This window comes from Pectobacterium zantedeschiae, from assembly GCF_004137795.1.
GTDB classification, from domain to species: Bacteria; Pseudomonadota; Gammaproteobacteria; order Enterobacterales; family Enterobacteriaceae; genus Pectobacterium; species Pectobacterium zantedeschiae.
Genome location: NZ_NWTM01000001.1, coordinates 713261 through 739065 on the forward strand (window position 1 = coordinate 713261; position 25805 = coordinate 739065).

Here is a 25805-nt window from a genome sequence, read left to right on the forward strand (position 1 = left end):
AAAAATGAAACGATTGCTGACAGGGATAGCGCTGATTCTGCTGAGCGGATGCAGCTATTTTGGTCATAAACAGACGGTAGAAACATTGCACTATCAATGTGGCACAATGCCGCTAACCGTTACGTTACAGCAGGGTGGTGAAACGCCTTCTCAGGTGAGTTTCCTGCTGGACGGTGAACGTCTCAGTCTGCCTCAGGTGGTGTCTGCTTCTGGCGTCAGATACAGCAATGATACCTACACATTCTGGAGCAAAGGCGACCGTGCATTTATCCAGCGTGGTGAACGGGTTATCGTAGATGATTGTGTGCTGGCACCGAGGTAACTGACCCGCACGATTGTGGCGTTACTGCTGATTGCGATTTTTCGGGTACGGGAGCAGAATGGGATTTTCCCCGCTTCTGGCCCGACATTGCGACAGCAGGATATTATGACACAGGAACGCTCCCCCTCTGACGGTACTCCTCTTATTCAACCAGCCGATATCGCTGACATCCGCCGTGAATATACGCGTGGCGGGCTCCGCCGTGGCGATCTTCCCGCTAATCCGTTGGACTTGTTCGAACGCTGGCTGAAACAGGCCTGTGAGGCGAAGCTGGCCGACCCTACAGCGATGTCTGTTGCGACCGTCGATGAACGCGGGCAGCCTTATCAGCGTATCGTTCTGCTGAAACACTATGATGAGAAAGGCATGGTGTTTTATACCAATCTGGGCAGCCGTAAAGCTCATCATCTGGAAAACAATCCACGTATCAGTCTGCTGTTCCCGTGGCATATACTGGAACGGCAGGTGATGGTATTGGGGCGCGTAGAGAAGCTACCGACGCTTGAAGTGCTGAAATATTTCCACAGTCGTCCGAAAGATAGCCAAATTGGCGCATGGGTATCAAAGCAGTCCAGCCGGATTTCCGCACGTGGCGTACTGGAAAGCAAATTTTTGGAATTGAAGCAAAAATTCCAAAGCGGCGAGGTCCCTCTGCCGAGCTTCTGGGGGGGCTTTCGCGTGGTGATTGATTCTGTCGAATTTTGGCAGGGCGGTGAACACCGCCTGCACGACCGATTTTTTTACCAGCGGCAGGAAGAGGGCTGGCAGATCGATCGTTTAGCGCCTTAATCGCGAAATATCCGTGTTAAACGCTGGCGCTCCTATCATCAGCACTTTATCCTATGAAGTTCCGCGTTGACTGGGTATTGCGCGGCGATATGCCGTTCATAGCCTGCTGCGTAAGGTAATGCGGCAGCGAAATCATCATGCGACAGCAGGCAGGTATGCTGCGCATTTCTCACGGCGTTGTGCGTAACCCCAAAAAGGGACGTAACAGCCTGTTTTTTATAAAAATGGAGTTATCGATGGCGAGTAGTAACCTGATTAAACAATTGCAAGAGCGGGGCTTGATTGCCCAGGTGACGGATGAGGAAGCGTTAGCAGAGCGGCTGGCGCAAGGGCCAATTGCACTGTATTGCGGTTTCGATCCCACCGCTGACAGCTTGCATTTGGGGCATCTGGTGCCGCTGCTCTGCCTGAAACGCTTCCAACTGGCTGGTCACAAACCGGTGGCACTTGTAGGTGGTGCCACGGGGTTGATCGGTGATCCAAGTTTTAAAGCGACAGAGCGTAAACTGAATACGGCTGATACCGTGGGGGAATGGGTAGAGAAAATCCGTCGTCAGGTTTCTCCCTTCCTGGATTTTGACTGCGGTAAAAACAGCGCGATCGCCGCCAATAATTACGATTGGTTTGGCGGTATGAACGTATTGGATTTCCTGCGCGATATCGGCAAACATTTCTCCGTTAATCAGATGATTAACAAAGAAGCTGTCAAACAGCGTTTAAATCGTGATGATGTTGGCATTTCGTTCACCGAGTTTTCTTACAACCTGTTGCAGGGATACGACTTTGCCTCGTTGAACAAGCAGCATGACGTCGAATTGCAAATTGGTGGCTCTGACCAGTGGGGCAACATTACGTCTGGTATCGATTTGACACGCCGTATGAACCAGAAGCAGGTTTACGGTCTGACTGTTCCGCTGATCACCAAATCTGATGGCACGAAATTCGGTAAAACCGAAGGTGGCGCAATTTGGCTGGATGCCAGCAAGACTAGCCCTTACAAATTCTACCAGTTCTGGATTAACACGGCGGATGCCGATGTATACCGATTCCTGAAGTTCTTCACGTTCATGAGCCTCGAAGACATCGATGCGCTGGAAGAAGAAGACAAGAACAGCGGAAAAGCGCCGCGCGCTCAATACGTGCTGGCGGAGGAAGTCACCCGTATGGTTCATGGTGAATCGGGTCTGGAAGCCGCTCGTCGTATTACACAAAGCCTGTTCTCTGGTGCGTTGCAGGATATGACGCAGGACGACTTTGCCCAGCTGGCGCAGGATGGTATGCCGATCATCGAACTGGAAAACAGTGCTGATTTGCAACAGGCGCTGGTCAGCGCTGAACTGGTGCCGTCACGCGGCCAAGCCCGTACGATGATCTCCTCGAATGCGGTAACGATTAACGGCGAAAAGCAGGCCAATCCTGAATACACCTTCAGCGCGTCTGACCGTCTGTTTGATCGCTACACCTTGTTGCGTCGCGGTAAAAAACACTACTGCCTGATCTGCTGGAAAGCATAAGCATTACCGATAAGGGAGCGTCAGCTCCCTTTCTTCTTGTAAGTTGAGGCGCACAGGCGCTGGCAAGGATTTGAGTCATATCTAATGAAAAATATACTTTCCATCCAGTCACATGTCGTTTTTGGTCATGCCGGTAACAGTGCGGCAGAGTTTCCGATGCGTCGGATGGGCGCAAACGTTTGGCCGCTGAATACGGTGCAATTCTCTAACCATACCCAATACGGTCACTGGGCGGGGTGTGTGATGCCCGCCAGCCACTTAACTGAGGTGGTGCAGGGAATTGCGAACATCGACAAGCTGAAGACCTGTAATGCGGTGCTGAGTGGTTATATCGGCTCTGCTGAGCAAGGGGAACATATTCTGGGTATTGTTCGGCAGGTAAAAGCCGCGAATCCTGATGCGCTGTACTTCTGCGATCCTGTAATGGGCACGCCGGAGAAAGGCTGTATCGTTGCACCCGGCGTGTCTGATTTTCACTGCCAGCAGTCTCTGTCTGCGGCCGATATTATCGCGCCGAATCTGCCTGAGTTGGAGTTGCTCGGTGGCTGTACAGTGCATAACGTGGCGGAAGCCGTGGAAACCGCACGTGCGCTGTGTGAAAAAGGGCCAAAAATCGTTCTGGTGAAGCATCTTAGCCGGGCAGCAAGCCGCGAAGACAGCTTCGAAATGCTGCTGGTCACGCCGACGGACGCCTGGCACATCAGCCGCCCGCTAGTGGAGTTTGAACGCCAGCCTGTAGGCGTGGGCGATTTGACCAGTGGGTTGCTGCTGGTGAACTTGCTGAAAGGCGTGGCGCTGGATAAAGCACTAGAACACACAACGGCTGCCGTGTATGAAGTCATGCTGGTGACGAAAGAGATGAACGAGTATGAGCTGCAACTGGTTGCCGCTCAGGATGGCATTGCCAATCCACGCCATCATTTCCAGGCTGTTCGCCTGTCGTGAAACGAGTAACGCCCCGAAATTCGGGGCGTTACTGCATGCTAACCTTTCAACCTTTCAACCTTAAGCGCAGTAGCGACAGAAGGGCGCTCGGCAATATGGTCGAGATAAGCCGCCAGTGCAGGGTAGCGGAACATATCTAGTTTTAACGACTGTGCCCAGCGCATCACGGTAAACAGATATGCATCGGCGATACTGAAACGGTTCGCGACCAGATAGTTCTGTTCACTCAACACCAGATTGATATAGCGGAATTTGACCTGTAAATATTCAACTAACAGATCTTTATACGTTTCCGGTGTGCCGGGGCGGAAGATCGGCGTAAACGTTTTGTGCAGTTCAGCAGAAATGTAGTTCAGCCATTCAATCGTGTGGTAGCGCGCCATACTTCCGGTGGGAGCAATAAGGTTGCAGTGCGGAACCAGATCGGCGATGTATTCGGCGATAGCGACGCCTTCCGTCAGGATAGAACCATCATCCAGCTCTAACGCTGGCACCATCCCCTTCGGGTTGATGAAGGTATAGTCGGTGCCACGTTCCGTCTTTTTCGTGCGCAGATTGACCTTCTCCAGCTTGAACTCCAATTTGGATTCGAGCAAAACGATGTGTGTAAAAAGTGAACTGCTTTCAGCTTTGTAAAACAGTTTCATGAAAACCCCTTTCTATTATTATTTTTCCATCAACACATACGCTGATGAGTGTTGAATAACGACATGTCGTTTTTTTACAACAAAACGTAATGAGAGAGTGTGAGGCCTCTTGCAAAATACTCCTTATGTATGACTGATGTATGAAATTTGGGCGGTTTTGACGGAACAAAGTCAAATTTTGATGCGTTACCGAGGGAGGCCAGCGGAGGCCACAACTAAAACGCTGTAGTGCGTGACATCTCCAGGTTCAAACCGTAGTGGAGCGTTGATGTTACGGACTGTTTGTTCAGAAGACGTCAGGACTGGCGTATAGGTGAGAGAGGACAGGGGGAAAGCGCTAAATAAAATGGTATTGTCGATTTTTGAGATCAATCTGCTAAATCAGCTGTTTCAGAGATGTTTTTCGATGTGTGATTTATAGATGTTAATTAATTATTGCTAAATTTCTTGATAAGAAAAATTTCATTAGTGACACATTTCGTGTTTTTCATGATGTTGTCCATTTAGTTTATTTCCCCAAGGTTAGTGTTTAATGGATACTTAAAAATGAGAGTAGGAAGGGGGATGAAGGGAAACGGTTTCACTGACATGTGGATTAAATTACCCCTTTATTTTTTATGTAACAAAATAGGGGTAGTTACATTGAGTGATTTTCGTCGTGAGATTGTTTATCCATGTTAGATAAATAAATAATATTCCCGAGTAATTATTATTACCACATCAAGACACAGACAATACGATGGCAATAGTATAAGTCGTAAGTGCTTACGATGGTGAGTCAGGCGACTCACGCGACTAACAATGCGTATTGTCTGAATCTATTCATTACCATGAGGTTACTATGAAAAAGAACAGGTTATTATTTTTTATAGCCTTGGCTATTATTCTCGGGATTATTGTCGGCGGACTTTGTCATTCTCTATTGACAGAGAAAGAAGCAAAAGAGGTGGTGTCCTACTTTAATTTAGTGACCGATGTTTTTCTTCGTCTGATAAAAATGATCATCGCGCCATTGGTATTCGCAACATTGGTCTCTGGCCTTGCCAGCATGGGGAACTCTTCCTCCGTTGGCCGAATAGGGCTAAAAGCCATGGTGTGGTTTATTTGTTCTTCTATCGTTTCCCTTTTTATTGGCATGCTGTTAGCAAATATCTTCGAGCCAGGCGTTGGAATGAACCTTGCCGTCCCAAGTACGCCAATTCAGGTAGATACCGGGGTGAGTACCGGCGGATTCACACTGAAAAGCTTCATTGCTCATATATTTCCGCGCAGCATCGTTGAAGCGATGGCGAATAATGAAATATTGCAGATTTTGGTATTCTCCATGTTTTTCGGTTCCGCTCTGGCTTTTGTGAAAGGCCAAAATAAACATGCCGTCACGATGGAATCGATGATAGAGGAACTGGCGAAAGTGATGTTTCGGGTGACGGATTATGTCATGCGATTAGCGCCTTTGGCGGTATTTTCCTCATTAGCTTCTTCTATTACGACCGAAGGTCTTGGGTTGCTTCTCGATTTTGGCAAAGTCATTGGCGAGTTCTACCTTGGATTGGTGCTGTTATGGGGGCTGATGTTTGGTGCGGGTGCATTGTTCCTTGGTAAGAAAGCAACCTGGGGACTGCTCAAACTGCTACGTGAACCTAGTATGCTGGCGTTCGCTACCGCAAGTAGCGAGGCTGCCTACCCGAAAACAATGGAGGCACTGAGCGAATTCGGTGTTCCCAAAAAAATCACCAGCTTCGTACTCCCGTTGGGGTATTCCTTTAATCTCGTTGGTTCCATGATCTATCAGGCGTTTGCCATTCTGTTTATCGCGCAGGCTTACAATATCCACCTAAGTTTGACGCAACAGACTCTGATCTTGCTGACGTTGATGATCACCAGCAAGGGGATGGCGGGGGTAGCACGTGCTGCGGTGGTGGTGGTAGCTGCCACGTTACCGATGTTCAGCTTACCCGAAGCGGGCATTTTACTGATTATTGGTATCGATCAGTTTCTGGATATGGGGCGCACGGCGACCAATGTGATTGGTAACGGTATGGCGACTGCGGTTGTTGCCAAACTGGAGCGAAACTATGATCATGAAGACCAAAGCTATGATCATGAAGACCAAGGCTATGATCAGGAAGAAAGAGGCCATGCTCGTCCTGACAAAGACGTCCCTGTGATAGCAACCGGGACTGTCTAAATTAGCGGTAGGTTAATACGCTAAGACTGGCGGCCTTCGGGCCGTTTTCTCGATTGTTGTCTCCCTATTGTCTTCTGTGTCCTCTGCACGCTGACGTGGTTGTTTTTCTCCCCCTTCGTGTTTACTCCGACTTAGCTCTTTTCAATAGCTGACGGCTATCACTGCGTTCATATGGCATTGTTGCAAAAACGTTATTTTTTGTTTGTGTTATCTTTAAATAAGACCGCAAGCTCAGGCTGGTTATTCCTCGGGCGCCTGCAGCAGAATAACGAATAGCAAGTTAATTTGGGAGGAAGCATGTCATCACACCTTCGCGACACTTGTCTGGACACACTGACGGTACGACAACAGATTTATCATTACTACAGCCTGCCGAAGGCGGCGAAAACGCTTGGCAATATCGACAAATTACCGAAGTCACTCAAGGTATTGCTGGAAAATTTATTGCGTCATCAGGATGGGGACACGGTAGAGCAGGACGATCTTCAGGCAGTGGTGGACTGGTTGAAAACCGGTCACGCCGATCGGGAAATTGCCTACCGTCCAGCACGCGTTCTGATGCAAGACTTCACTGGTGTGCCAGCGGTGGTTGATTTGGCTGCGATGCGTGCCGCAGTGAAACGACTGGGCGGCGATGTTAATAAGGTTAACCCGCTGTCGCCGGTCGATCTGGTTATTGACCACTCGGTTACGGTCGATCACTTCGGCGATCGTCAGGCGCTAGCGGATAACACGCAGTTGGAAATGGCGCGTAACCGTGAACGTTATGAGTTTTTGCGCTGGGGGCAAAATGCTTTTAGTCACTTCAGCGTTGTGCCGCCGGGAACCGGGATCTGTCATCAGGTGAATCTGGAGTATCTGGCTAAGGCTATTTGGTACGAAAAGCAGGGCGACAAACAGTTTGCCTACCCCGATACGCTGGTAGGAACCGATTCGCATACCACCATGATTAACGGTTTGGGCGTGCTCGGCTGGGGCGTTGGTGGAATAGAAGCAGAAGCTGCGATGTTGGGGCAACCTGTTTCAATGCTGATCCCCGATGTGGTGGGGGTAAAGTTAAGCGGTAAAATGCGAGAAGGGATCACTGCAACCGATCTGGTATTGACGGTAACGCAGATGCTGCGTAAACACGGCGTGGTCGGCAAGTTTGTGGAATTTTACGGTGATGGTCTGGATTCGTTGCCGCTGGCAGATCGCGCGACCATCGCCAACATGGCACCGGAATATGGTGCAACCTGCGGCTTCTTTCCTATCGATCACATCACGCTGGATTACATGCGGTTGACCAACCGCGCGGAAGAACAGATTGCACTGGTGGAAGCCTATAGCAAGCAGCAGGGATTGTGGCGTAATACCGGCGATGAACCGATATTCACTAGCCAGCTCGCGCTGGATTTGGCAACGGTGGAAACCAGTCTGGCAGGGCCGAAGCGTCCGCAGGATCGCGTGCCTTTAGCCGGTGTGCCGGAAGCTTTTAAAGCCAGTCGAGAATTGGATGTTAGCTCGGTGAAGAACCGCTCTGACTATGAATCGTTCACGTTGGAAGGCGAGACGCACCGCTTGCATCAGGGGGCGGTCGTGATCGCGGCGATCACCTCTTGTACGAATACCTCTAACCCTAGCGTACTGATGACTGCCGGATTACTGGCAAAAAATGCCGTAGAACGTGGTTTGAAAACCAAGCCGTGGGTCAAAACCTCGTTGGCACCGGGCTCACGTGTTGTCACGGATTACTATGCTAAAGCGGGATTAACGCCGTATCTCGACACGTTGGGGTTCAACCTGGTGGGTTACGGCTGTACCACCTGTATCGGTAACTCAGGCCCGCTGCCGGAGGCGATTGAAGCCGCGATAAAAGAAGGTGATTTGACGGTCGGCGCGGTGCTGTCAGGTAACCGTAACTTTGAAGGTCGCATCCATCCACTGGTGAAAACGAACTGGCTGGCATCACCACCGCTGGTGGTTGCGTATGCGCTGGCGGGGAATATGAACGTCGATCTGACGCAGGAACCGCTGGGTGAAGATCGTGACGGAAAAGCGGTCTATCTGAAGGACATCTGGCCTTCGACGAAAGCGGTGGCGGATGCGGTATTGAATGTCAGCGCTGGCATGTTCCACAAGCAATATGCTGCGGTGTTTGAAGGCACGCAGGAGTGGCAAGATATTGAGGTCGACGACAACCCTACCTATCAGTGGCCGGAAGAGTCGACTTATATCCGACAGACGCCTTTCTTTCTGGATATGGGGAAAGAGCCGGAACCGGTCAAAGATATCCACAAGGCGCGCATTCTGGCGATGTTGGGTGATTCGGTCACAACCGACCATATCTCACCGGCAGGCAACATCAAGCGTGATAGCCCGGCAGGAAAATATTTACTGGAACGCGGCGTTGAAACCACGGAGTTCAACTCTTATGGTTCACGGCGCGGTAACCACGAAGTGATGATGCGCGGAACGTTTGCCAACATCCGTATCCGTAACGAAATGGTGGCAGGTAAAGAGGGCGGCTATACCCGGCACATTCCGTCGCAGAATGAGATGACGATCTATGATGCGGCAATGCGCTACAAGGAGGAGGGTGTCCCACTGGCGCTGTTTGCCGGTAAAGAATACGGTTCAGGTTCTAGCCGCGACTGGGCTGCAAAAGGCCCGCGCTTGCTGGGCGTTCGCGTAGTGATCGCAGAATCGTTCGAGCGTATCCACCGCTCTAACCTGATTGGAATGGGGATTCTGCCGCTGGAATTTCCCGAAGGTGTGACGCGTAAAACGCTGCAATTAGCCGGTGATGAGCAGATTTCGATTACGGGACTAAATCAACTGACACCGGGTGCTACGGTTGAGGTAACCATCACGGATGCTGGTGGTGATACGCAAACGATCGCCACCCGTTGCCGCATCGACACCCGTAATGAACTGACCTATTACCAGAACGACGGTATCTTGCATTACGTTATCCGCAATATGTTGTAACGTAATCTTCGCTTGCCCCCCACGCTGGTGCACTTTGCCGTTGCACCAGCGCACTTTTTCCCACATGAAACTCTCGTATCCTCCGGCAAATTGTGGTTATGTTGTATTGACGCTAACTACATGGGTAATAAGTAAAAATTATTGCCGAGTCATGCCCTGACAACAACACCGTTTGAAGAATGACGGGGCTATAACAGGAGGTTATATGAATGATGTAATCAAAAAACGTTTTAAACACTCACTACTACTTCTTACGCTATGTGCGACGGGAGCGATGACATCGGTTTTTGCGGCACAGGTTCCTGCTGGCACGGCACTGGCGGAGAAACAAGAGTTGGTGCGAGGCAATGGTTCAGAGCCTGCATCGTTGGATCCGCATAAGGTAGAAAGCGATGTAGAAGGCCATATTATTAATGACTTCTTCGATAATCTGGTGCGCGTGGGGGATGATGGCATTATCCAGCCGCGGCTGGCCGAACGCTGGGATAATAAAGACAACACGGTGTGGACATTCCACCTGCGACCTGATGCTAAATGGTCCGATGGTTCACCGATTACTGCGGATGATGTGGTTTACAGTTGGAGACGTCTTGGCGATCCTAAAACATTATCGCCTTACGGCAGCTACGTCGCCAGTATGTACGTGAAGAATGCGGCGGATATTATGGCGGGCAAAAAGGCGCCCGATACGCTGGGTATAAAGGCGCTGGATAGCCATACGGTTGAAGTTACGCTGGAACACCCACTTTCCTATTTCCTGGAAATGTCGGCTTATCATGTTCTGGTGCCATTGCCGAAAGCCGTCATTGAAAAGCACCCAGAAAATTGGACGCAGGTTGGGAATTTCGTCAGCAGCGGCCCTTATACGCTGAGCGAATGGGTGGTTAACGAACGCATTGTTGGCAAGCGCAATAGCCAGTATTGGGATGATGCGCATACTGTGATTAACAAAGTTACGTATCTGCCGATCAGCTCACAGGCCGCGGAATTAAATCGTTATAAATCGGGTGAAATTGATATTACGGGGCTTTTATCACCGGTTCAGTTTGCATCACTGAAAAAAGAATACCCGCAGGAAGTGAAGGTGGCACCGCAGATCGGTACCTACTTTTATCGCTTCAATACGAAAAAGGCCCCTTTTGACGATCCTCGTGTTCGTCGCGCGCTGGACCTCAGCTTAGATAAAGATATCATCGCAAATAATGTGTTGGGGATGGGACAGACGCCTGCTTACAGTTTGATTCCTAAAAATATCGGGGGTTTCCAACGTAAGGATCCTGAATGGGCAAGCTGGACACAGCAACAGCGCAATGATGAAGCGAAAAAACTGTTGAAAGAGGCCGGATTTGATAAAGAACATCCGCTGAAATTCAACCTGCTTTACAACACCTCTGAATCACATTTACGTGTGGCGATCGCCGCGAGTTCAATGTGGAAGAAAAATCTTGGTTCAGAAGTGACGCTGCAAAACCAGGAATGGAAAACCATGCTGGATACCGTACGTACGGGGAATTTTGAAGTGGTCAGACAATCTTGGACAGGGGATTACAACGAAGCCAGTACGTTCCTGAATACGTTGGAAACCAATGACAGTAACAACAACGGTAAATTCAGTAATGCACAGTATGATGCGTTGCTGAAAAAGGCGCTGACGGTCAAGGATAAGCAAGAGAAAGAGGCTATTTATCAACAGGCTTCGGATATTTTAGATAACAATATTCCATTATTGCCCATCTACTACTATGTTCAGCCGCAGATGGTTAAGACGTATATCGGTGGTTTTTCGCCCAATGTTCGCGGCGATTATTACACACAAGATATGTACATCCTCAAACACTAGTCTAAAAAGAAAACAGCCGGTGAAAAACCGGCTGTAGGCATTGAAGGAAACGTGCCCAGAACAATGGGCGCGTTATTTCATGTCCAGCATGTGCCCCATTTTGGCGGCTTTGGTTGCCAGATAGTTCTCATTCTTTGGGTTACGCCCGACGATTAATGGCACACGTTCGACGATATTGATGCCTGCTTCGTTGAGTATTTTCACTTTCTGCGGATTATTGGTCAGTAGGCGAACTTCATCGACACCTAGCAACTTGAACATGTCAGCGCACAGCGTGAAATCGCGCTCATCGGCGGCGAACCCAAGCTGATGATTCGCTTCCACCGTATCGGCCCCCAGATCCTGCAACGCATAGGCGCGGATTTTATTGAGCAGCCCGATATTACGGCCTTCCTGACGATGGTATAGCAGCACGCCACGACCTTCTTCGGCGATGTGGCCCAATGCGGCCTCAAGCTGGAAACCACAGTCACAGCGCAGACTAAACAGGGCATCCCCTGTCAGGCACTCGGAATGCACACGGGCAAGTACGGGAACTGAACCGGAAATATCACCATAGACCAGAGCAAGGTGATCGTGACCTGTGGCGATCTCTTCAAAACCCACCATTAGAAAATCGCCCCACGGAGTGGGTAACTTGGCTTCCGCCACCCGTTTTAGCTGCATACTTTTCTCCAAAAAAGCTGTGTCCAAAAAAAGTGCTGAGGCGAATCCTACTGCGACCTATCGCGCTTGACCAGCAAAAAAGCCTGTCTAAGAACGTCACAAAAATTGAATTACAACGTGACCTGACCGCGATGTGGTTTCAGATTCGTTGACAGAACTGAGCGCTATTTTACGCCATACTGACAGTTCATGTCGGATTTTCTGATAGAATTGTGAAAGTTTTGTTGCAAAGCATCATGCTGAATTATGGGAAGAAACTATGTACGAAATTGCCAAACGAACAACCATTGGTGCTGCGTTATTACTGATTATGCCAATGATTATCTGGATGAGCGGCTGGCAGTGGCTACCGGAGTATGACGGACTCTGGTTGCGCGTACTCTTTTGGATCACCGAGACGGTGACGTCGCCATGGGGCATCCTGACCAGCATTGTGTTAAGTATCTGGTTTCTCTGGTGTCTGCGTTTTCGCCTGAAGCCAGCGCTCGGTCTGTTGGTCATTATGGCGATTACGGTGCTGATTGGGCAGGGCATCAAATCAGCGATTAAAGAGTGGGTACAGGAATCACGCCCCTATGTCGTCTGGCTGGAGAAAAATCATCAGGTGGACGATAGCTATTTCTACTCGCTGCCGCGCACAGCGCGTTCGGAACTGGTGAAAACACAATTGCAGGATCAAACGCAGATTCCACAGTGGCTACGTAACCACTGGCAATTTGAAACTGGATTCGCTTTTCCTTCAGGGCACACGATGTTTGCCGCAACCTGGGCGCTGCTTGGTGTTGGTCTACTGTGGGCACGTCGGCATTATAAAACGGTGGTGATCCTGATGCTCTGGGCCAACGGTGTCATGGGCAGCCGTCTGGTGCTCGGCATGCATTGGCCACAGGATCTGGTAGTGGCGACGTTAATTAGTTGGCTGCTGGTCGTTGTCGCCAGTTGGCTGGCACAACGCTGGTGCGGCCCGTTATCGCTCCAGCATGAAGAGATTAAAGAACAAGCGGAAGAGGATGCCGCCGAGAATAGATCCTCGTAGCGTTTTTATCGTGAGTTATCTCCAGTAGTGCTTTTGTTGATTGAGTTTTTGCGGATGGCGAGAGTCATCCGTTTTTTTATCTTACTGAGCTCGCCTCGTTCTTGTCTTTTCCCACAGTTCCTATCTAACCGCGCGAAATATGAACAATATTGGTCGGTGTAGCACGGCTAGTCAGGCACGGAGTAAGGATAAAACATCTCGTGTCTGTCGTCACACCTTCGGGGGGTTGAATTACGCTGATTTTGACCACACCTTCTTTTTTATTCAGCATAGAATAAATAACAGGCGTAGACGGCAGTGGAGTGTGGTTCTGGATTTCCCTGCCTGCGCTGGACATGGTAATTTAATGGGGTTTGTCGCCAAAATTTGGCATAATTCATCCGGTTAATGGATATCACAGGAAGGACAATGTGAAATATTTGCTGATTTTTTTACTCGTGCTGGCGATATTCATCATTTCTGTCACACTGGGTGCGCACAACGATCAAGTTGTGACATTTAACTACTTGCTGGCACAGGGGGATTATCGTATTTCCACTCTGCTCGCCACGCTGTTTGCCTTGGGTTTTGTCCTCGGCTGGGTTATCTGTGGTCTGTTTTATCTGCGTCAGCGCATTGCGCTTGGCCGTGCACAACGTAAAATCAAGCGTCTGGAACAACAGCTTTCTACCTCCACCGAGGAGAATGTGGCGCCAGTGCAGACGGTCACCCACTAAGGAATTCTCTCTATGTTAGAACTGCTGTTTCTGTTGCTGCCCGTGGCCGCCGCGTACGGCTGGTACATGGGTCGCAGAAGTGCGCAGCAGGACAAAGAGCAGGAATCCAACCGCTTGTCCCGTGAGTATGTCACCGGGGTGAACTTCCTGTTGTCTAACCAGCAAGATAAGGCGGTGGAGCTGTTCCTCGACATGCTCAAGGATGACAGCAACACCTTTGAAGCCCACCTTACGCTCGGTAACCTGTTTCGCTCGCGTGGCGAAGTTGACCGGGCAATTCGCATCCATCAGGCGCTAACCGAAAGCGCATCGTTAACCTTCGAACAACGTCTGCTTGCGGTGCAACAGCTGGGTCGTGACTACATGGCTGCGGGGTTGTATGACCGCGCCGAAGAAAGTTTCAACCAGTTGGTGGATGAAGAAGATTTCCGACGCAGCGCCTTGCAGCAGCTCTTGCAGATTTATCAGGCGACCAGTGACTGGCCAGCGGCAATTGATGTCGCAGAAAAGCTGGTCAAGATGGGAAAAGATCAGCTCCGCGTGGATATCGCCCATTTTTATTGCGAATTAGCGCTGCTGGCGATGGGCAGTGACGATCTGGATAAAGCATTAACGCTCCTGAAGAAAGGCGCGGCAGCGGATAATCAGTGCGCACGCGCGTCTATCATGATGGGGCGCATCTACATGGCGCAGCAGGATTATTCACGTGCCGTGGAGGCGCTGCGACAGGTTCTCGATCAGGATAAAGAACTGGTCAGTGAAACGCTGCCCATGCTCCAGGAGTGCTATCAGCATTTAGATAAGCCCTTGGATTGGGCGAATTTTCTCAAACGCTGCGTAGAAGAAAATACCGGTGCGACGGCGGAATTGATGCTGGCCGACATCCTCGAAAGAGAAGAGGGTGCAGAGGTTGCACAGGCTTATATTAACCGTCAGCTTCAACGTCACCCGACAATGCGCGTGTTCCATCGCCTGATGGATTTTCACCTGCATGAAGCGGAAGACGGACGAACAAAAGAAAATCTTCAAGGGTTGCGCGATATGGTGGGCGAACAGATTCGCACCAAACCCCGCTACAGTTGCCGCAAATGTGGCTTCACTTCGCAATCACTTTATTGGCAATGTCCTTCCTGCCGTACCTGGGCCAGCGTGAAGCCGATCCGTGGATTAGACGGGCAATAGCTTTCGCAATATCGCGTGGTTATTCTTTACTGTATTTTAGTTACAACATACTAAAGGGCTGTGCATCTTTTCCGTTTCAGTAAGCTTCTTTAACCGCATTGCTCTTCAGGTGGCTGGGATTTCTGGGGCGAGGGATGTAGAATGCGGCGGGAATTTTGGCTTCGCAATAAACTGGGTGACGAATGAAAAACGAGAATCTACAGCAAAAAAATCAAACGGTATCATCCCCGATTGTTGTCGCGTTGGACTACGCCAGTCAGGATGCGGCGTTGTCGTTTGTTGACCGTATCGATCCGCAGGATTGCCATTTGAAGGTAGGCAAAGAGATGTTTACCTTGTTTGGTCCACAGTTCGTGCAGACGTTACAACAGCGCGGTTTTGATGTGTTTCTCGATCTGAAATTCCACGATATCCCAAACACCGTTGCGCATGCCGTGGCGGCAGCTGCCGACCTTGGCGTGTGGATGGTGAATGTCCACGCCAGTGGCGGTTCTCGCATGATGGCAGCGGCGAAAGAAGCGCTGGTGCCGTTTGGTAAAGATGCACCGCTGCTGATTGCCGTGACCGTGTTAACCAGCATGGACGAAGAAGATCTACGCGGTCTTGGCATTACCGTTAGTCCGGCAGAACAGGCGGAAAGATTGGCTGTGCTAACGCATAACAGCGGGTTGGATGGCGTAGTGTGTTCCGCACATGAAGCGCAGCGGTTGAAGCAGGTATGCGGTCAGGCATTTAAGCTGGTCACACCGGGAATTCGCCCCGCAGGCAGTGATGTTGGCGATCAGCGCCGCATCATGACGCCGATTCAGGCACAGCAGGCGGGAGTGGATTACATGGTAATTGGACGTCCGATCACCCAATCGTCTGATCCGGCTCAGACGCTGCGTGATATTCGCGCTTCACTGTTAAATGGCCCAGCATCATGAATCATGATAAGAACAGCCAACTGGTTTACTCTACAGAAACCGGGCGCATTACGCCGGAAGAAGAAAAGGTCATTCGTCCGAAAGGTGATGGCATCGTGCGCATCCAGCGCCAGACAAGCGGACGCAAAGGGAAGGGCGTATGTCTGATTAGCGGTCTCGATCTTGACGATGTCGCGTTGGATAAGCTGGCTGCTGAATTGAAGAAAAAGTGCGGCTGCGGCGGATCGGTGAAAGACGGCGTGATTGAAATCCAGGGAGACAAACGCGACCTGCTAAAACAACTTCTGGAAGCAAAAGGAATGAAGGTTAAGCTGGCTGGCGGCTAAGCATGATAGCGATACGCTAAATCGTTCAAACGCTGCTCGCAGCAGCCCTAACGGGGCAAGGCTCTCGTGAGTGTGTCGAGTAACGTTGCTAACGTACATGCAGTTTGAAGTCTGACAAGTATAAAAGCAGCAGGCTTACTCCCGTTAACCTGCTGCTATAAATTTGTTATTTATCGACCTGACGGCCAATCAGCCCGCCGATAGCGGCACCGCCGAGTGTGCCTAATGTTCCGCCATCCGTTAAGATAGCTCCACCTACCGCCCCCGCACCGGCGCCAATGGCAGTATTGCGGTCACGTTTTGACATGTTTGAACAGCCAGCAAGCGTAACAGCAAGCGTTATTGCCAGAGCGGCCGCTGCAACGCGTTTGTTTAATTTCATTTTCTTCCCCTTTCTGCTTTTGGTCTCACGTTTCTTGTGAGGAAAATATCGAACAAAGTGCTTTATACGGTATTAAATAAAGAAACCGAGCCCTTTACCGCGTGATGACAAGTATAATCCTCGGGAAAAACTGCAACAGGTAAAAACTCTTAATTCCCCTACGTTACCTTAACGATAGCAATAATTGATAAATTTGGCTGTTTTTTGCACAATTCTGTGGTGTGTCTCTTTCTTTTTCCTACAGCAGAACACCGCTAGGTCTTTAGCTATTTAGCCCATAGCGACGAGCTCACCAGGCCGCGAGAATGGTGTTATCGCGCCGATGGGAGGCTGATTATGTTAGAAACGCTGAAAAAACAGGTCTTGGACGCCAATCTGGCCTTGCCGCAGCACAATCTGGTGACGTTTACCTGGGGAAATGTCAGTGCAGTAGATCGACAACGCGGTCTGATGGTGATCAAACCTTCCGGCGTGGAGTATTCGTCCATGACGCTGGAGGATATGGTTGTCGTTGAGTTAGAAAGCGGAAAAGTCGTGGAGGGGACGAAGAAGCCGTCGTCAGATACCGATACTCACCGGGTATTGTATCTGGAATTTGCTGATATCGGCGGTATTGTGCATACCCATTCCCGTCATGCAACGATCTGGGCGCAGGCTGGTAAAGATATCCCCGCTTGGGGAACGACACACGCGGATTACTTTTATGGCCCCATTCCCTGTACTCGCCTGATGACGGATGAGGAAATCAATGGCCGCTATGAGTGGGATACGGGAACGGTGATCGTCGAAACGTTCCGCCAGCGCGGAATTTCTCCGGTAGATGTCCCTGCCGTATTGGTTAATTCGCATGGCCCCTTTGCGTGGGGAAAAGATGCAAATAACGCAGTGCACAATGCCGTTGTTCTGGAAGAACTTGCCTACATGGGGATTTTCTCTCGGCAGTTAACGCCTCAGTTGGGTGAGATGCAGCAAACGCTGTTGGATAAACACTATTTGCGCAAACACGGTAAGAATGCGTATTACGGGCAGTAAACCACAGTAGTTTTCCCTTCGCGCTACATTAACGACGCAACGCCGTTGCGTCGCTTGATCCATATGCTGTCGCTCCTGAACTACGCGGGTTCAGTCTTCATCCCCTAAAAACGTTATCTTTAATTAAAAAAATCCCTCCACGCGGGAGGGATGGAAGAATATGTACCGATGTCGTTTAAAGTTGAGTGCCGTCCCGTAGGACCATTGGGGTCTCTTTGGCCGTTGGAACATTGCTGTTCAGCGCACGACGAATGACGAAGAACGCGGAAACCAGCATTGTCACCGCCACCAGCATGAAGAATCCGCACAGTGCGGCATTGATCTGGTTACTGAAGACGATGGTTTCCATGTCTTTAATCGATTTAGCCGGTGCGATTAGCGTGTTCTGTTCAATACCCGTCGCGAAGCGTTTTGCCTGAGCCAGAAAACCGATACTCGGTTTTTCATGGAAGATTTTTTGCCAACCCGCCGTCATTGACGTAATAAACAGCCAGACAGTTGGTACAATCGTCACCCACGCATAGCGCTGTTTCTTCATCTTAAACAGCACGACGGTACCGAGAATTAATGCCATCGAGGCCAGCATCTGGTTACCGATACCGAACAGCGGCCATAGCGTGTTGATACCGCCCAGCGGGTCGATCACGCCCTGATACACGAAAAATCCCCAGCCAGCTACGGCAACGGTCGTACCGGCCAGATTTCCCATCCAGGAATGGCTGTTGGCTAATTTCGGAATCGCAATACCGACCAAATCCTGCACCATGAAGCGACAGGCGCGTGTCCCGGCGTCAACGGCGGTCAGAATGAACAGCGCTTCAAACAGGATCGCGAAGTGATACCAGAATGCCATCATCGCCCGGCTGTTAAAGATTTCCGTGATGATATAGGCCATGCCCACTGCGAAGGTTGGCGCACCACCCGCGCGGGAAAGAATAGAGGCTTCGCCGACGTCGTTGGCAATAGCGCTCAATTCCTGTGGGGTAATCACAAATCCCCAGCTATTAATGGCCAACGAGGCACTCTCAACCGTGGTGCCGATCAGTGCAGCGGGTGAGTTCATGGCGAAGTAGATACCCGGCTCAATGACCGACGCACAAATGAGCGCCATGATAGCCACGAAGGATTCCATCAGCATTGCACCATAGCCGATGAAGCGGATATGGCTCTCGCGTTCAACCAGCTTCGGTGTGGTACCGCTGGATACGAGGGCGTGGAAGCCGGAAATCGCGCCGCAGGCGATGGTAATAAACAGGAAGGGGAACAGCGAACCGGAGAAGACGGGGCCGCTGCCGTCAATAAAACGAGAAACAGCGGGCATTTTCATTTCCGGCATCGCGAACACGATACCAAAGGCCAGCCCGATAATGACCCCGATTTTCAGGAACGTAGAGAGATAGTCTCGCGGTGCAAGTAGCAGCCAAACGGGCAGGACTGACGCCACGAAGCCGTAGATGACCAGTACCCAGGTAAGCGACGTACCTTTCAGCGTGAAAAACGGACCCCAGTAGGGATGTGCGGCGATGTTGCCGCCGTAGACAATAGCCAACATCATTAGCACAAAGCCAATGATGGACACTTCAGCAATTTTACCCGGACGTAAAAAGCGCATATAAACGCCCATGAAGAGCGCAATGGGGATGGTGGCGGCAATCGTGAACAACCCCCACGGACTTTCCGCCAGCGCTTTAACCACAACCAGTGCCAGCGCCGAAAGAATAATGATCATGACGCCAAGTGCGCCAAGCATGGTGATAATACCCGCGAACGTGCCCAGTTCCTGTTTCGCCATTTCACCCAGTGAACGACCGTCACGACGGGTGGAGATAAATAGCACCAGGAAATCCTGCACGGCACCAGCCAGCATCACACCGACCAGAATCCAGATCGTACCTGGGAGGAACCCCATCTGTGCGGCGAGGATAGGTCCAACCAGCGGACCCGCTCCGGCGATGGCGGCGAAGTGGTGGCCGAACAGCACCCATTTATTGGTGGGAACGTAATCCAGACCGTCGTTATGACGCTCCGCCGGTGTCAGTCGGCGATCGTCGAGCTCAAACACTTTTTTGGCGATAAACAGGCTGTAAAACCGATAGGCGATGCTGTAACACGATACTGCCGCGATAACCAACCACACGGCATTGACGTGCTCACCGCGGCTTAGTGCCAGCGTGGCGAATGAAAAGGCGCCCGCCAGGCCGACTAGCAGCCAGATCACAATGCTTTTTATGTTACTCATAACAACGGCTCCTTCGTTATCCAGAAAGGGTATACCGCAATACTTCAAGCTGCATGTTCGTTGGCTTCTCTTACTCACCTCTGTCACTTACTTGTGTAAGCTCCTGAGGATGAAATGAGAGACATCCTGTCTCTCACCGGAGGCCCGCCGTTGGCTGGTCAAATTCGTTCTCGACGAATTTGTCCTGCGTTTGCCGCGTTACGAGACCCATAAATGAGTCTCGCCCTTGCGGGCCAATGCTTTGCATTGTTCAAAACGTCAACGTTTTGTCCAGCAACTCGAATTATTTGGGGTATATGGCGCAGGTGTTAACGCAATTTAACAATAGTGGGTTTATTGACGAAGAGAAGCGAATGGATGAGAAAATGTGAGCGAACGTGAATTTCTGTAAAGAAACTTAAAGTGGAAACAATGGCTAACGTGCTGGTTCGATAAATAAGGGTAATAAAAATAAGAGGCCCTGCCGGGGGAATTCAGCGGAAGGCAAGGCCAATGTGCTTAAGGCAGGACGTTTCCGGCAGCGCGGTAAATCTCGTACCATTCTTCGCGGCTGAGCGTCAGCGTAGACGCCGCGGCGATATCACGGATACGTTCCGGGCTCATGGTGCCGATAACCACCTGCATGGCAGCAGGGTGACGCAGAATCCACGCGGTGGCGATTGCCGTGTTGGTGACGTTATGATGCTCGGCGATGTGATCAATCGTCGCGTTTAGCTTGGGGAATTTCTCATTATCGAGAAAAACGCCGTCAAAAAAACCGTATTGGAAAGGTGACCAGGCTTGAATCGTCATCGTATTCAGACGGCTGTATTCCAGAATCGCGCCGTCGTGGTTCACCGATGCCGGATTTGTCATGTTCACGTTAAAGCCAGCATCAATCATGCCTGTATGCATAATGCTGAACTGTAACTGGTTGGCGATAAGAGGCTGGCGTACGGATGTTTTCAGCAGTTCAATCTGCAACGGGTTCTGATTGCTGACGCCGAAGTGGCGAACTTTCCCGCTGTTTTCCAGTTCATCAAATGCTGCAGCGACTTCGTCAGGTTCAAATAACGTGTCCGGGCGGTGCAGCAGGAGTGTATCAAGATAGTCCGTTTTTAAACGTTGCAGGCTGCCTTCAACGGACGCGATGATGTGCGCTTTAGAGAAATCAAAAAAGCCCTTACGGATACCGCATTTGGATTGCAGAAAAAGCGATTCCCGGCGGATGGACGTCTTCTGTAAACCTGCGGCAAAAATCTCTTCTGACAAACCTGAGCCATAAATATCAGCATGATCGAAGAAATTGATGCCAGCCTCAACGGATGCATTAAGGATGTCAGCAGCTTCATTTGTGCTTTTTTTCGCCATCCGCATACAGCCCAACGCAATGTTGGAAGCCTGTATCGCGGATGTGCCGATTGTGATTTTTTTCATCGGGAACACTCCTGTTAGTCGGGTTGCACATCTGCTGTTGACTGCTCTCAAAGCAGATTAGGCGCGCGTTATTGTTGATAAATCATGTAGCGGAATAAACGATGATGACGCGCGGGTCAGTTCACTATGAACGCCCGCGCGGAGATGCTGTTCGCCAGGATTAATCGGCGGCGTGACTATTATGTATGCTATGCGGCGGGTTTTGCCACGATGCTGCGGGTTTCCAGACGAACTTCAGAGATGATGACCTCTAACGTATCTCCCTGACGATAAACCACTTCACCTTTCACCGTAAGTGTACCCATTTCCTGGCTACACACTAGCTCATCACGCACGGCGTGGATAAATGAGGATGGGATAAACGCCACTGCGCCGTTATCCAGCAGGCGAACGCGCAGACCACCGCGTGTAACGTCAATGATTTCGGCGTTGAAACGAATATCTGTACCCGCTTTATCCTTGAGATAGCGGGCATACAGCCAGTCGCCGACATCACGCTCGGCCATACGGTTAAGGCGACGGCGTTCTGCCAGTTGTACTGTGACGTCATCCTGCGGTTTTTCCGCGGCCTGTCCGGTAATAACCGCTTTCAACAAACGGTGGTTCACCATATCGCCGTATTTACGGATCGGGGATGTCCAGGTGGCATAGGCTTCCAGCCCCAGACCAAAGTGCGGCCCTGGCGTAGTACTGACTTCCGCGAAAGACTGGAAACGACGAATACGGCTATCCAGGAACTGCGTCGGCTGGGCATCCAACTCGCGGCGCAGCGTACAGAAGCCATCGAGCGTCAACAGCGCCTGAGCATCGGCTTGAACGCCATGCGTGTCCAGTACGGCGACCGCTTGTTCAATCGATGCGGGATCGAAGCCGTTATGCACATTATAGATGCCGAACCCCAGCTTATCGCGCAACACAATGGCTGCACAGACGTTGGCTGCAATCATGGATTCTTCAACGATACGGTTGGCGATACGGCGGTGTTCGACCACGATATCCAACACGTCGCCTTTTTCACCCAGCAGGAAGCGATAATCTGGGCGATCTTTAAACACCAGTGCATGTGTGGTGCGCCATTCGCTGCGTGCCAGACAGAGGCGGTGCAGCAAACGGATTTGTTCGGCAATCGCCTCGTTCTGCGGCTGCCATTCACCTTGATTCTCCAACCAGTCAGAGACGTTGTCATACGCTAATTTGGCTTTGGATTCGATCGAGGCGGCAAAGAAGTGGATATCGTCACCCAGCGCACCGTCGGCGGCAATCGTCACACGACAGGCAAGGACAGGGCGACGCTCGTTTGGGCGTAGGGAACAGATATCATCCGACAGCGAACGCGGAAGCATCGGGATGTTGAATCCGGGCAGATAGTTAGTGAAGGCGCGCTGGCGGGCAATGTTGTCCAGCTCGCTGCCTGTATCCACATACGCGGTTGGATCGGCGATAGCGATAGTTAATTGCAGTGAGCCATCAGCGTTGTCCTGCACATACAGCGCATCATCCATATCTTCGGTGCTGGCGCTGTCGATGGTGACAAAGTTTAGCGCCGTCAGATCTTCACGGACGAGTTCGCCGTCATTACGCTCAGTCGCTTCGATTTCTGGGGCCGAACGTTCCAGATTGTGGCGTGACAACGTCACCCACCACGGCACCAGCGGGTCATCGCCCGTGGTGATGTACTGCGTCAGCTCAGCATGAAATCCACGGTCGCCTTTCAACGGGTGGCGGCGCATTTCAGCTACTGCCCAATCGCCTTCCTGAAAATCGTGCGTGACATCACGCGCGGCGCGGCAGGGAATCGCGTCTTTCAGCAACGGGTGGTCAGGCGTAATTGACAAGCGATCGTCTTTTTTATGGATGCGCCCAACAAATCGGTTCAGGAAAGGCTCAATCAGCGTTTCTGGCTCGACAATTTCCCGATCTTTTTCCGTATGCAGGGTGGCGGTAATTCGGTCACCGTGCATCACTTTTTTCATGTGCGGAGGGGGAATGAAATAGCTTTTTTGTCCGTCAGCTTCAAGAAAGCCAAATCCTTTATCAGTGCCTTTGACGACACCTTCAACACGCGGTGTCTGAGAGTGAAGTTGCTGTTTTAGCTGTGCAAGCAGCGGATTATCTTGAAACATAGCGTCCAGAAATACGATTGTGAATGGTTCAATTAGCGGTTCACAGTTTTACTCGAATCGGGTGCTGGCGGCAAGAATAATCGGGGATGGTGTGGGCGTATTCCAGCTGCCGAAACGCGAATAAATCCGAGAAAAGTCAGGAGTGATTTGAAGATGTCCACCTGCCGCATGCCATTGGTTTGGCGACACGGCTGGTGGTCTACGTAATGATGTCGAATCTAATGGAGCGGTTCTCAGGCGATACGCAGTAGAGGTTCCGCTTGAGTACTGCGGCGAACGCTAACGGGTACCGACTTAGAGGTCGGCGTATGCGTTTCATCACCAAAGCTGGACAGCGGCACCAGCGGGTTGGTTTCCGGGTAATACGCCGCCAGATTACCGCGTGGAATATTGTAACTCACCAGCTTGAAACCGTTGACGATGCGGGTAATGCCATCATTCCACAGCGTCTCGATATCGACCAGATCGCCATCTTCCAGCTCTAACGCGCGGATGTCATCCGGGTGCATGAATAGCACTTCCCGTTGACCATAAACGCCGCGATAGCGGTCATCCAGGCCGTAAATCGTGGTGTTGTACTGATCGTGTGAGCGCAGCGTTTGCAGCGTAAAAGGTACATCGTCGCCTTGTAGCTGTGGGAACAGCGTCTCGGGCAGCGCGGTATGGCCGAATTGGGCTTTCCCGTTTAGGGTATTAAAACGGAGTTCAGCGGCGGCATTACCGAGATAAAATCCGCCCGGCAGATCGCAGTTGGCGTTGAAATCCGTAAAGCCGGGAATGGTGGCGGCGATATGATCGCGGATGCGGGAATAATCGTCTGCCAGCGCCAGCCAGTCGAGTTTTTCATGACCGAGAACTGCATTGGCAATACCGCAAACAATCGCCGTCTCCGAGCGTTGCAACGGCGAAAGCGGCTGTCCAACACCTTGCGACGCGTGCACCATGCTGAAGGAATCCTCGACGGTAATAAACTGTGGGCCACTGGCCTGCATATCGAGATCGGTGCGGCCTAGCGTTGGCAGAATGAGCGCATCAACCTTGCCGGTAACCAGATGACTGCGGTTGAGCTTGGTGCTGATGTGTACGGTTAGATCGCAACGGCTCAGCGCTTCTTCAGTGCGTGCCGAATCCGGTGCGGCGGCGGCAAGGTTACCACCCAGCGCGATTAACACCTTAATCTCATCGCGCAGCATGGCTTCCAGCGCTTCTACCGTGTTGTGGCCTGCGGCGTAAGGTGGCGTGAAGTCATAATGCGCAGCCAGACGATCGAGAAACGCGGCTGTCGGCTTCTCATCGATCCCCATGGTACGGTTGCCTTGTACATTACTATGACCGCGTACTGGGCACAGCCCCGCACCCGGTTTCCCCAACTGCCCAAACAGCAGTTGCAGGTTCACGATTTCCCGCACGGTGGCGACGGAATGCTTGTGCTGGGTAATGCCCATCGCCCAGGTACAGATCACTCGCGGTGACTGCTGATAAATCGCGGCTACGTAGCGTAACTGTGCTTCGCTTAGGCCGGACTGCTGTTCGATCTTCTGCCAGCTTGTCGCATCGACTGCCGCCAGATACTCGTCTACCTGTTGGGTATGTGTGGACAGAAAATCCTGATCGAATAACCCGGACTCTCCGTCAGACAGACGCTGACGATGCGTTTCCAGCAGCGCTTTTACCATGCCGCGTACGGCGGCCATATCACCGCCCAGATTGGGTTGCAGGTAGGTTTCGCTAATGGTGCCGGACAGCGGCGTGAGCAATTCCAGCGGATTCTGCGGATTGGCAAAACGTTCCAGACCGCGCTCACGGAGCGTATTGAAGGAGACGATGTGGGCACCGCGATCGGCAGCGTGGCGCAGGCTGTGCAGCATGCGTGGGTGGTTGGTGCCAGGGTTCTGGCCGAAGACGAAAATCGCGTCAGCGTGTTCGAAATCATCCAATCGGATAGTGCCTTTTCCGACACCGATACTCTGTTTCAGGCCAATTCCGCTGGCTTCATGACACATATTCGAGCAGTCAGGGAAATTGTTAGTGCCTAGCATGCGGCCAAAAAGCTGATACAGATAAGAGGCTTCGTTACTGGCTCGACCGGAAGTATAAAGTTCCACCTGATTAGGGTGTGCCGTGTTACTGATGTGGTGAGCGATCAGCGCAAAAGCGGCGTCCCAATCGATGGGGACATAGCGATCGCTGGCGCGGTCATAGCGCATCGGGTGGGTTAAGCGTCCTTGATACTCAAGGAAATAGTCGCTTTGCTGGCGTAGCGTCGTGACGCTATGGGCGGCAAAGAAATCCAGATCGACGGCTTTGCGCGTCGCTTCCCAACTTACCGCTTTCGCGCCGTTTTCACAAAAGCTGAACGTGCTACTGTTGTCATCACCCCAGGCACAGCCGGGGCAGTCAAACCCTTTCGATTTATTGACCCGCAACAAGTTTCGGATATTTTTCAGCGCTTGTTTGCTGTCGAGGACAAAACGCGTGGTGGCTTCCAATGAGCCCCAGCCGCCAGCCGCATTGCGGTATGGCTTGATGGATGATTTGAATTTCAT

20 protein-coding genes are annotated in these 25805 nt (G+C 51.2%); 13 read left to right on the plus strand and 7 right to left on the minus strand.

What is annotated here, in order from left to right; all coding sequences use genetic code 11:
- Window positions 1-4: 4 nt before the first annotated feature.
- From CLR69_RS03385 to pdxY, 4 genes are all read left to right on the plus strand, one after another.
- Complete coding sequence (locus CLR69_RS03385; RefSeq protein ID WP_129709830.1) at window positions 5-322, plus strand: MliC family protein; 318 nt, start codon at window positions 5-7, stop codon at window positions 320-322.
- Between the two features lie 105 nt (window positions 323-427).
- The gene (pdxH, locus tag CLR69_RS03390) at window positions 428-1111 is read left to right on the plus strand and encodes a pyridoxamine 5'-phosphate oxidase (RefSeq protein WP_129711645.1); all 684 of its coding nucleotides are present in this window, start codon (window positions 428-430) and stop codon (window positions 1109-1111) included.
- Window positions 1112-1347: 236 nt separating this feature from the next.
- Window positions 1348-2625 carry a tyrosine--tRNA ligase gene (gene tyrS, locus CLR69_RS03395; protein WP_129711644.1) on the plus strand — a complete coding sequence of 426 codons (1278 nt, stop codon included), beginning with the start codon at window positions 1348-1350 and terminating at the stop codon, window positions 2623-2625.
- Window positions 2626-2709: 84 nt separating this feature from the next.
- On the plus strand, window positions 2710-3570 hold the full coding sequence (gene pdxY / locus CLR69_RS03400) for a pyridoxal kinase PdxY (RefSeq protein ID WP_129711643.1): 861 nt from the start codon (window positions 2710-2712) through the stop codon (window positions 3568-3570).
- 38 nt (window positions 3571-3608) lie between these two features.
- On the opposite strand, the gene gstA is transcribed toward pdxY, so the two are convergent.
- Complete coding sequence (gene gstA, locus CLR69_RS03405; protein ID WP_129709823.1) at window positions 3609-4217, minus strand: glutathione transferase GstA; 609 nt, start codon at window positions 4215-4217, stop codon at window positions 3609-3611.
- Window positions 4218-5058: 841 nt separating this feature from the next.
- Between gstA and CLR69_RS03410 the strand changes: the two genes are divergently transcribed.
- The 3 genes from CLR69_RS03410 (at window position 5059) to CLR69_RS03420 (ending at window position 11215) form a co-directional block, all read left to right on the plus strand.
- Window positions 5059-6405, plus strand: coding sequence for a dicarboxylate/amino acid:cation symporter (locus CLR69_RS03410; RefSeq protein ID WP_242451529.1), 1347 nt, complete (start codon window positions 5059-5061; stop codon window positions 6403-6405).
- A gap of 297 nt (window positions 6406-6702) precedes the next feature.
- Entirely contained in the window at window positions 6703-9375 is a 2673-nt protein-coding gene (acnA, locus tag CLR69_RS03415) for an aconitate hydratase AcnA (RefSeq protein WP_129711641.1), read from the plus strand.
- A gap of 205 nt (window positions 9376-9580) precedes the next feature.
- Window positions 9581-11215 carry an ABC transporter substrate-binding protein gene (locus CLR69_RS03420; RefSeq protein WP_129709816.1) on the plus strand — a complete coding sequence of 545 codons (1635 nt, stop codon included), beginning with the start codon at window positions 9581-9583 and terminating at the stop codon, window positions 11213-11215.
- Between the two features lie 72 nt (window positions 11216-11287).
- Here CLR69_RS03420 and ribA read toward each other — a convergent pair whose 3' ends face one another.
- Window positions 11288-11881 carry a GTP cyclohydrolase II gene (gene ribA, locus CLR69_RS03425; RefSeq protein WP_107167579.1) on the minus strand — a complete coding sequence of 198 codons (594 nt, stop codon included), beginning with the start codon at window positions 11879-11881 and terminating at the stop codon, window positions 11288-11290.
- 259 nt (window positions 11882-12140) lie between these two features.
- Between ribA and pgpB the strand changes: the two genes are divergently transcribed.
- The 5 genes from pgpB to yciH all read left to right on the plus strand — a co-directional run bounded on the left by pgpB (window position 12141) and on the right by yciH (window position 16067).
- Window positions 12141-12917, plus strand: a complete 777-nt coding sequence (pgpB, locus tag CLR69_RS03430) for a phosphatidylglycerophosphatase B (RefSeq protein ID WP_129709814.1) — start codon at window positions 12141-12143, stop codon at window positions 12915-12917.
- A gap of 410 nt (window positions 12918-13327) precedes the next feature.
- Window positions 13328-13633 carry a LapA family protein gene (locus CLR69_RS03435; protein WP_015840581.1) on the plus strand — a complete coding sequence of 102 codons (306 nt, stop codon included), beginning with the start codon at window positions 13328-13330 and terminating at the stop codon, window positions 13631-13633.
- A gap of 12 nt (window positions 13634-13645) precedes the next feature.
- Window positions 13646-14815, plus strand: coding sequence for a lipopolysaccharide assembly protein LapB (lapB, locus tag CLR69_RS03440; RefSeq protein ID WP_129711640.1), 1170 nt, complete (start codon window positions 13646-13648; stop codon window positions 14813-14815).
- Window positions 14816-14997: 182 nt separating this feature from the next.
- On the plus strand, window positions 14998-15741 hold the full coding sequence (gene pyrF, locus CLR69_RS03445; protein ID WP_129711639.1) for an orotidine-5'-phosphate decarboxylase: 744 nt from the start codon (window positions 14998-15000) through the stop codon (window positions 15739-15741).
- On the plus strand, window positions 15738-16067 hold the full coding sequence (yciH, locus tag CLR69_RS03450; protein ID WP_129711638.1) for a stress response translation initiation inhibitor YciH: 330 nt from the start codon (window positions 15738-15740) through the stop codon (window positions 16065-16067). The genes pyrF and yciH overlap by 4 nt, the downstream gene beginning before the upstream one ends.
- Window positions 16068-16233: 166 nt before the next feature.
- Here the strand turns inward: yciH and osmB are convergent, their stop codons facing one another.
- Complete coding sequence (osmB, locus tag CLR69_RS03455; protein WP_129711637.1) at window positions 16234-16449, minus strand: osmotically-inducible lipoprotein OsmB; 216 nt, start codon at window positions 16447-16449, stop codon at window positions 16234-16236.
- Between the two features lie 336 nt (window positions 16450-16785).
- On the opposite strand from osmB, the gene araD reads away from it, so the two are divergent.
- The gene (araD, locus tag CLR69_RS03460; RefSeq protein ID WP_129709804.1) at window positions 16786-17481 is read left to right on the plus strand and encodes an L-ribulose-5-phosphate 4-epimerase; all 696 of its coding nucleotides are present in this window, start codon (window positions 16786-16788) and stop codon (window positions 17479-17481) included.
- 175 nt (window positions 17482-17656) lie between these two features.
- On the opposite strand, the gene CLR69_RS03465 is transcribed toward araD, so the two are convergent.
- The 4 genes from CLR69_RS03465 to CLR69_RS03480 form a co-directional block, all read right to left on the minus strand.
- Window positions 17657-19720: a carbon starvation CstA family protein gene (locus tag CLR69_RS03465; RefSeq protein WP_129709802.1), complete on the minus strand. Its 2064-nt coding sequence runs from the start codon at window positions 19718-19720 to the stop codon at window positions 17657-17659.
- A 498-nt stretch (window positions 19721-20218) separates the two neighbouring features.
- The gene (locus CLR69_RS03470; protein ID WP_129711636.1) at window positions 20219-21136 is read right to left on the minus strand and encodes an aldo/keto reductase; all 918 of its coding nucleotides are present in this window, start codon (window positions 21134-21136) and stop codon (window positions 20219-20221) included.
- A gap of 188 nt (window positions 21137-21324) precedes the next feature.
- Entirely contained in the window at window positions 21325-23259 is a 1935-nt protein-coding gene (locus CLR69_RS03475) for an exoribonuclease II (RefSeq protein ID WP_129711635.1), read from the minus strand.
- 233 nt (window positions 23260-23492) lie between these two features.
- Window positions 23493-25805: an FdhF/YdeP family oxidoreductase gene (locus tag CLR69_RS03480; protein ID WP_129711634.1), complete on the minus strand. Its 2313-nt coding sequence runs from the start codon at window positions 25803-25805 to the stop codon at window positions 23493-23495.

Excerpts from the sequence above, each read along its gene's own strand:
- CLR69_RS03385 (WP_129709830.1), top strand. The coding sequence starts at position 5 with ATGAAACGATTGCTGACAGGGATAGCGCTGATTCTGCTGAGCGGATGC.
- pdxH (WP_129711645.1), top strand. The coding sequence starts at position 428 with ATGACACAGGAACGCTCCCCCTCTGACGGTACTCCTCTTATTCAACCA.
- tyrS (WP_129711644.1), top strand. The coding sequence starts at position 1,348 with ATGGCGAGTAGTAACCTGATTAAACAATTGCAAGAGCGGGGCTTGATT.
- pdxY (WP_129711643.1), top strand. The coding sequence starts at position 2,710 with ATGAAAAATATACTTTCCATCCAGTCACATGTCGTTTTTGGTCATGCC.
- gstA (WP_129709823.1), bottom strand. The coding sequence starts at position 4,217 with ATGAAACTGTTTTACAAAGCTGAAAGCAGTTCACTTTTTACACACATC.
- CLR69_RS03410 (WP_242451529.1), top strand. The coding sequence starts at position 5,059 with ATGAAAAAGAACAGGTTATTATTTTTTATAGCCTTGGCTATTATTCTC.
- acnA (WP_129711641.1), top strand. The coding sequence starts at position 6,703 with ATGTCATCACACCTTCGCGACACTTGTCTGGACACACTGACGGTACGA.
- CLR69_RS03420 (WP_129709816.1), top strand. The coding sequence starts at position 9,581 with ATGAATGATGTAATCAAAAAACGTTTTAAACACTCACTACTACTTCTT.
- ribA (WP_107167579.1), bottom strand. The coding sequence starts at position 11,881 with ATGCAGCTAAAACGGGTGGCGGAAGCCAAGTTACCCACTCCGTGGGGC.
- pgpB (WP_129709814.1), top strand. The coding sequence starts at position 12,141 with ATGTACGAAATTGCCAAACGAACAACCATTGGTGCTGCGTTATTACTG.
- lapB (WP_129711640.1), top strand. The coding sequence starts at position 13,646 with ATGTTAGAACTGCTGTTTCTGTTGCTGCCCGTGGCCGCCGCGTACGGC.
- pyrF (WP_129711639.1), top strand. The coding sequence starts at position 14,998 with ATGAAAAACGAGAATCTACAGCAAAAAAATCAAACGGTATCATCCCCG.
- yciH (WP_129711638.1), top strand. The coding sequence starts at position 15,738 with ATGAATCATGATAAGAACAGCCAACTGGTTTACTCTACAGAAACCGGG.
- osmB (WP_129711637.1), bottom strand. The coding sequence starts at position 16,449 with ATGAAATTAAACAAACGCGTTGCAGCGGCCGCTCTGGCAATAACGCTT.
- araD (WP_129709804.1), top strand. The coding sequence starts at position 16,786 with ATGTTAGAAACGCTGAAAAAACAGGTCTTGGACGCCAATCTGGCCTTG.
- CLR69_RS03465 (WP_129709802.1), bottom strand. The coding sequence starts at position 19,720 with ATGAGTAACATAAAAAGCATTGTGATCTGGCTGCTAGTCGGCCTGGCG.
- CLR69_RS03470 (WP_129711636.1), bottom strand. The coding sequence starts at position 21,136 with ATGAAAAAAATCACAATCGGCACATCCGCGATACAGGCTTCCAACATT.
- CLR69_RS03475 (WP_129711635.1), bottom strand. The coding sequence starts at position 23,259 with ATGTTTCAAGATAATCCGCTGCTTGCACAGCTAAAACAGCAACTTCAC.
- CLR69_RS03480 (WP_129711634.1), bottom strand. The coding sequence starts at position 25,805 with ATGAAATTCAAATCATCCATCAAGCCATACCGCAATGCGGCTGGCGGC.